Here is a 6,820-nt window from a genome sequence, read left to right as displayed (position 1 = left end):
GCCACGCGCCGCCGCGCAGTACGCGGTTGGTTTGTTCTTTTTCCAACCACGAGTTTGTCCACTCCCAGACATTGCCGCTCGAATCGCTGACACGATCCGGGCTGTCCCCATCGGGAAATTGTCCTACCACGGTTGTAGACATGAAATCGTCAAAGGAAAAGCTTGCATCATCATCTTGTTTCCAGAATGCCGCGCAGTTGACTTTGTTGCGATTAAACTTATTCCCCCAGGGATATTCGCGGCCATCCACGCCGCGGGCGGCGCGCTCCCATTCTTGTTCGGTGGGCAGGCGCATGGGTTTGCCTAACTCCTGTGATAGCCAATTTCCGTAGGCTTCGGCTTCAAACCAGCTCACCCCCACCACCGGGGCCAGGGGGTTGTTCCATTTGCGGTCGTGCCAATAATACGGCTCAGTGCGTTTCTCCGGCGGGCGATTTGAGAGCCAATTCTGATACTCTTTGGGCGCTTTGCTGTCATATTCCCCCGTGCGCCAGGCCCAGCCTTCCGCGCTCCAGAATTCTTGCGCACTATACCCTCCCGCTTCGATAAAACGGCGGTATTGGAGATTGGTGACGGGGTATTTGGCAATCTCAAAGGGATGTTCAATATTTTTCTTCTCTTTATTGTCGCCATATAAAAACGGCCCGGCGGGGATGGGAATGAAGGTGTCCAAATCATGCGGCTGCCAACCCGTGCGCCCTAAAATGAACCCGGCATCGCGCTGCACGGCGGGCGGCAGCCCCCGGTTGTGGGCCGCCTCGAGCAGGGCATCCTGAACCTGTTTGGCCGTTGCCAGGTCTATACCTTCTTCGCCCACATCTTCCAGGCAGGCCCCAGCTAACAGCAGGTTTTGCCCGGCATGTTCGGACGGGCAGGGCATTACTAAAATTTCTTGCACCACTTTTCCGGCCACTTTCCGCTGGTTGTTCGCCAGCCCCCACACGCCCACGGCCAGCAAAATAGTTTCACGCCAGCCGGGGTCGGTCAGGTGGGTTCGGATGACTTCCAGGCTGGCATCCAGCCCAAGCTGGCCGCGCTGATACAGGCCATAGGCGGCCAACATCTCCTCAAAGGTTAGATGCAAGAAGCCATATTGGCGATGGCCGCGTTCAACAAGCAGGTTGGAATAGCGCTGCACGCTTTTCAAAAAGGTGCGCGCCCGGTCTTTGGCTTCGCCGCGGGTGCGGCCTTCTTCGGTGTGATAGTAGCGGGCCAGTTCGGCTAACAATTCATATTCAGAAACCACACCCGCGGTGGGGTTCTTTTCTCGCAGCCACAGCGCCAGCGCCGCCAGCGGTTCAAGTATCTGGATGTAGGGTGTATCTGGCCCCACCTGACCTTTGTCCAGCGAGCGGGCTTTGTTCCAGGCTTCGATCAGGGTTTCCAGGTAAATATCATAGAGTTTCACCCGGCTGTTGGGAAGTTTGACATTTTGCCGCTTGATGAGCGCCAGGATGGTCAAGAGCAGGGGGTTGCTTGCCAGTCGTTGCAGGCTTTCCTTACTTTCAATGGCCTCCAATAGCTCTTGTTGCTCTTGCGCCGCAGCCACGCGGGCTTCGTTTGTATTGCCAAGCGTGCCAATCTCGAAGGCCAGACACCATCTTTGGGCAAAGCGGGTAATGGCTGCAGGATCAAAATCGAGCAGGGTGTACAGGCTCCAATGTTTGGAGGTGAGCGGGGCATCTTTGTAACCCACAATACGGCTGGTGACGACGAGTTTATTGCCTTTGGCGACCGCATCAGCGGCAAAAGCTTCTACTTTTTGCACCAGATGGGCGCGGTTGGCCTGCACTTCGTCCAAGCCGTCCAGCAAAATGACTGCCTGCCCGTTTTGGATGGCTTCATCAAAGAGGGGCTGCAACCCGGCCAGGGTTTTGGTGTACCCGGCGAAAAATTTTGCAAAAAAGGCTTGCAGGTTGATATTCTCCCCGTTTTGCAGGGCGCGGGCATAGGCGTTGAGCGGAATCAGGATGGGCAGCGGGGCGCCTTTTTCGGCAGCCAGCTCGAGGGCCAGATGTTTGAGCAGGGTGGATTTGCCCGAACCGGGGTCACCGAGGACGACGACGCGGGCGTGTTCGCGCATGGCGGCTTCTACGGGGATGGGGGGCGTTGATTCTTCTCGCAGTGCGTGCATTTCATCGGGTAACGCGGCCTTCCCGAAGTCCCGACCGGCCAGCCTTCGTTCCCAGGTATCGCCTTTGGGCATTTCGGGGCGCGCCACCAAGGGTACGTACACATCTTCCAGGGCTAATTCCTGGGCAAAGGCTTTTAACTGCGGAATTCCCTTGAAATCGAGGGCATGATAGGTGTGTTTCAGGTGATCGAGAAAAGCGCGGCGCAAGGCTTCTCGATCAGGTGATGGCTGAAAGGCGGGCATTTGCAGGTAATAATGGTTGATCTGATTGCCCAAAATCGCGTCGCGGCTGGCGTTTATATCACGATGTACTTGTTGATCGGTCATGTGTAGCTCCAATGATTTCAAGAAGACCCGCTCCAACGTTCACCCTTTGCGTAGCATGGGCTACCAGAGGGAGCGGGGTTCGGCAGTTCAAGACTGCCTCAGGAGATATTTGGTTGGCCAAAGCTCAACCAGGAACAGGCAGAGCTGGCTCTAATTTGCAGCCCCGTCCTGCATCGCGGAGATGACAGGAATTACCGGCTGCTCACCAGGGTCATGGGAAAGAACACGAAACCCGATATTATTGTTGAAGTTGTCGGGGACGTTCCTGTTCCGATAGGCGCAGCGCACGTTCCTTCGATTGTTGTTCCACGCGCCGCCGCGCAGCTTTCTGCCCGGCCCTGCAATAAGCGGCATCGCGCCGCGGATTGCTTATTTTGCGGTTTTCTTCCAGCCGCCCAGCAGCTTGCCAATTTCGGTGAGTATGGCAGCTACATGTTGGTATTGGTTGATCGAGATTAGGCCCAGATCGCGTGCCAGGCGCAGGCGTGTGCGCAGTTTATCGAGTTCAGCATCGGCAGCGTTGAGCTTGTGCTTCGGTTGCACAGAATGCACAGCCTCCATGAGCAAGCCCTGGAAATTGAGCGCATCTTGCTGGATAGCCTGCGCCAGCACAAATCGCTGTTCACGCGGGAACTTGGCCGTGGCCGGGATCAGCCATAAAAGCAGGTCGTAGGTTTTGCTGAAGATGGGCGATTGGTTCATGGCGTACCCTTGGCCCTCACCCCTGGCCCCTCTCCCTGTGGGAGAAGGGAATCATAGAGTAGCGCGTTTTGCAGGCCCCAAGTGTGGCCGTGCTGCACGTGAGCAACCCAGCCATCGACGGATTCGTCGAGTTTTTCTAACGTAATCTCGCCACGCTCAAATTGCGCCAAAAGTCCCTTGTAACGCCGCTGAAAGGCTACCCCATTGCGCCGCTTCAACCGCCGGTGATCGGGGTAAATGCGCCAGCCCAAAAAGGGGATGCCAGTACGCGTAGGGTACACCACTGCACGCTGTTCGTGCAAGCGCAGGCGCTGTTCGGCAGCAAAATCAATAACCGCTGCGCGCCAGCGGTGCAGCATGCACTTGTCGGGCGCAAAAAACAAAAAATCATCCACGTAGCGCTGGTAGGCTTTGCATTTCAATTCGCGCTTGATGAATTGATCCAGCGGGTTGAGATAGACATTGGCCCAGAATTGTGAAGTTAGATTGCCGATGGGGAGGCCGGTTGGACGCGTCGCAGCGAATAAATTATCACCGGGAAAAAACTGCGGGGCGTGTTCAGCTCGATGCACCTCGGCCCCGCTCGTCAAGATTTGGTCACACAGCCAGATAACTTGTTCATCGGCGATCATGCGGGCGAGTTCGGCGCGCAAAACGGCAATATCCATGCTGGGGAAGAAATGTTGAATATCGCATTGCAGCACATAGGGATAGCGGCGGGCGAATGCCTGACAGCGGTCTACGGCAGCGTGAGTTCCTTTCCCGACCCGGCAGGCATACGAATCGTGGATGAAACGCCGCTCGAAGATGGGTTCGATGACGTTGCACAGGGCATGGTGAACGACGCGATCTCTGAATGGGGCTGCCGAGATCAGGCGCGGCTTGGGGTCATAGATGCGAAAGTTATAGTACGCGCCGGGCTGGTAGATTTGCCTGTGCAGTTCATCTTGCAAGGCAAAGAGATTAGGTTCCAGGTGGTACTCAAACCCGGCTACATCCGCCTTTTTGCGCTTGCCGCGGGCAGCTTGTCGAAAAGCCTGAAACAGATTTTCAAAAGCTGTGATTTGAGGGTAGAGATGTTTGTAGGTTTTCATTTCAAAGAAATCGTCGAGGCGGCTTCGCCGCCGAGGGGAAACCGTGCATTCAATATAACCTATTTGCCAACAAAGCAAACTTTTCAATCAACTCCATAGAACAGAAAAACCAGAAACCAGTCTCCCTTCGGTCGCAGAATACAGAAACCAGAACTAGCCAGGGGAAAGAACACGAAACCCGAAATCATTGTTGAAGTAGTCGGGGACGAACCAGGTCCGATAGGCGCAGCGCACGAACCTTCGAGAGTAGTCCCACGCGCCGCCGCGCAGCGTGCGCTCCGTGGTAGCCTCTGGGTCTCCGGCTTGTTCAGGGTTATAGGGGTAGGGCAAATACAGGCTGCTTGTCCACTCCCACACATTGCCAGTTTGGTCTTCGGCTTTGTAAGGCCCCAGGCCGCGCGCGGCGGCATAAGCGCCCACCGGCGAGGTACGCAACACGCGGCCTTCGATGGTGTTGGCTTTTCCCTGATCCCAATCTTCGCCCCAGGCGTAAGCCCTCACCCCTGACTCCCCTCTCCCACTGGGAGAGGGGCCGGGGGTGAGGGAACCACGCCCGGCGGCTTCCCATTCCACTTCACTGGGTAGGCGATAATTTTTCCCGGTAGTCTCACTCAACCAGGCACAGTAGGCGCGGGCTTCAAACCAGGTGATCCCGACTACGGGCTGGGAGGGGTTGTTGAATTTTAGATCATTCCAATAGTGTGGTTGTTTGCGTGATTTTTGTGATAGCTGGTTTGACAGCATATTTTTGAATTCGTCTTCTGATAGTTCAGCTATGTATTCATAAGTTTTAATGGTTTCAGGCACTACGGATTGTTCTAATTGACTTTTCCAATTGGGAGTATCTTGCATATATTGCCAGATTTGCATCCAACTTGAATATTGCCCGCCCGTGACATCTTCACCCTTCAGCCAGCGCTTTGCCAGGTCGCCCTCCCAATAAGCTTCTTTTTTATAGCCGCCCGCGGCGATGAAGCAGGTATATTCGGCATTCGTCACCGGCCAGCGGCCCAGGCCGAAGGCGAGCAGGTCAATGGTGTAGCGGGGCTTCTCATCATCGTAAGCATCGGTGTCGTCATCGCGGCTGCCAATCCAGTAGGAACCGCCGGGCACAGCCACCATCTCCGGGGGGATGATTTCCACGCCGTTGATGATCTGCGCCGGAAAGCGCGGGTCGCCGATATGCCCCAGGGTTAAACCCGCCTGCAAGCGAGCGCGCAGGTGCATGTCCGGGTCATAGAGATCAGCCAGCAAATCGGCACGCACGTTATCCAAAGATTCTTCGGGCGGCTCGATCCCGGCTTCGTGCAGGCAGCGCCCGGCCAGCACGGGATTGTGAGCGCGTACCGCTTCAATCAGGGCGGCGAGATCAACTTTTAACGAACCTGCCAGCCCGCAAGCCAAAATGGTAGTCACTTCCCAGCCGGTGGGCGGGGGTTCGGGCAGCGCATCCCACTCCCCCACATCCGCGGGGGGCATTTCAGCGGCCAGGCGTTTGCAAGCCCACAAATCTTGCAGGTCTGCGCCCTCTCGAAAACGGCGCAGCAATTCCAGGGCGGCAAAATACTCCTGAAGCAGATGGTGATAAAAGCGCACATCCGGTTCGATGCCAGGGTCAAGCAGGGTGGCCGCCCGTCCAAAGCGGAAGAGGCGCGCCGGGGGTATGGCCGTAGCTTCACCGCGAAAATCAGCCGTCTCTGGTATGGCCTGCCGCGCGGTTTTCAAGGGGAAGGTCAGGCTTTCGCCCTGTTCCTGCATGGTGTAGGCCAGTTGCGCCAGTGCCTGTATTTGCACCGCACGCGGCAGCCAGCCCGGATGTGCCAGACGTTCTTCGCGGCTAAAAAGCTCCCCCACAAACCAGTGCAGCAGCCAGCCCAGGTTAGCCATATCGCGCTGGTTGGATTTGTAGGCAAAGGTCAGCAATGCCAGATTGAAAGGGTTACTTGCCATTTGACGCAGGCGGGTTGTGGTGTCATCGAGCAGTTCGCCCAATCCTTCGACATTGTGGCGTTGCAAGTAATCCGTGATGCGGGCATCATCCAAGGGATCAACCAGCACGCGCGGCAAATCTAGCTGTTGGTCGTGGTCGTAGTCGCGCTCGCGCCCGCTGAAAGCAATCTGGTTGCCACCGGCATAATCCCCGGCGAATAAACGCCAGGCTTTCAGGCGTTCATCGCGCGTTTCACGCTGAATTTCATTGACACCATCCGCCAGGATCAACACCTTCCCCGCGGCCAGTGCATTGCCAAAATCTGTGCCGGTGCGCCGCTCCCATTCTTCGGCAAGAAAGGTGTAAGGATCGCGTTCTCTTTGTTGGCTCAGGCGCACAAAGAGGGGCACGCGCCCAGGTTCACCAGAGAGCAGGTGGCGGGCGGCATCGAAGGTGATTTTTTGTAGCGTGGTAGTTTTGCCGCAGCCCGGCTCACCGAGAATTACAAAAGCATTGTGGCGCGTCAGGGCTTCGGTGATATTCTCCAGGGGGACGGTACTGGCCTGCGCGCCTGGCCCGGCTCCCGGCTCCGGGGGGCGAAATTCGCTGAAAGCAATGGGCATCTCCAGCCCG

The 6,820-nt window shown here is 56.7% G+C and carries 4 protein-coding genes; all 4 read right to left on the bottom strand.

Annotated elements, in window-relative coordinates:
- A partial coding sequence (locus HN413_14600; protein MBT3391625.1) for an SUMF1/EgtB/PvdO family nonheme iron enzyme occupies positions 1–2,461 on the bottom strand: 2,461 nt, incomplete at its 3' end.
- A gap of 369 nt (positions 2,462–2,830) precedes the next feature.
- The gene (avd, locus tag HN413_14595; protein MBT3391624.1) at positions 2,831–3,163 is read right to left on the bottom strand and encodes a diversity-generating retroelement protein Avd; all 333 of its coding nucleotides are present in this window, start codon (positions 3,161–3,163) and stop codon (positions 2,831–2,833) included.
- Positions 3,160–4,257: an RNA-dependent DNA polymerase gene (locus tag HN413_14590; GenBank protein ID MBT3391623.1), complete on the bottom strand. Its 1,098-nt coding sequence runs from the start codon at positions 4,255–4,257 to the stop codon at positions 3,160–3,162. The genes avd and HN413_14590 overlap by 4 nt, the downstream gene beginning before the upstream one ends.
- 153 nt (positions 4,258–4,410) lie before the next feature.
- Positions 4,411–6,820 (bottom strand): SUMF1/EgtB/PvdO family nonheme iron enzyme (locus tag HN413_14585; GenBank protein ID MBT3391622.1); only part of this gene is annotated, 2,410 nt, incomplete at its 5' end.

This window comes from Chloroflexota bacterium (assembly GCA_018648225.1).
Classification (GTDB): Bacteria; Chloroflexota; Anaerolineae; order Anaerolineales; family UBA11858; genus NIOZ-UU35.
This window is presented reverse-complemented; position numbering and strand designations above follow the sequence as displayed.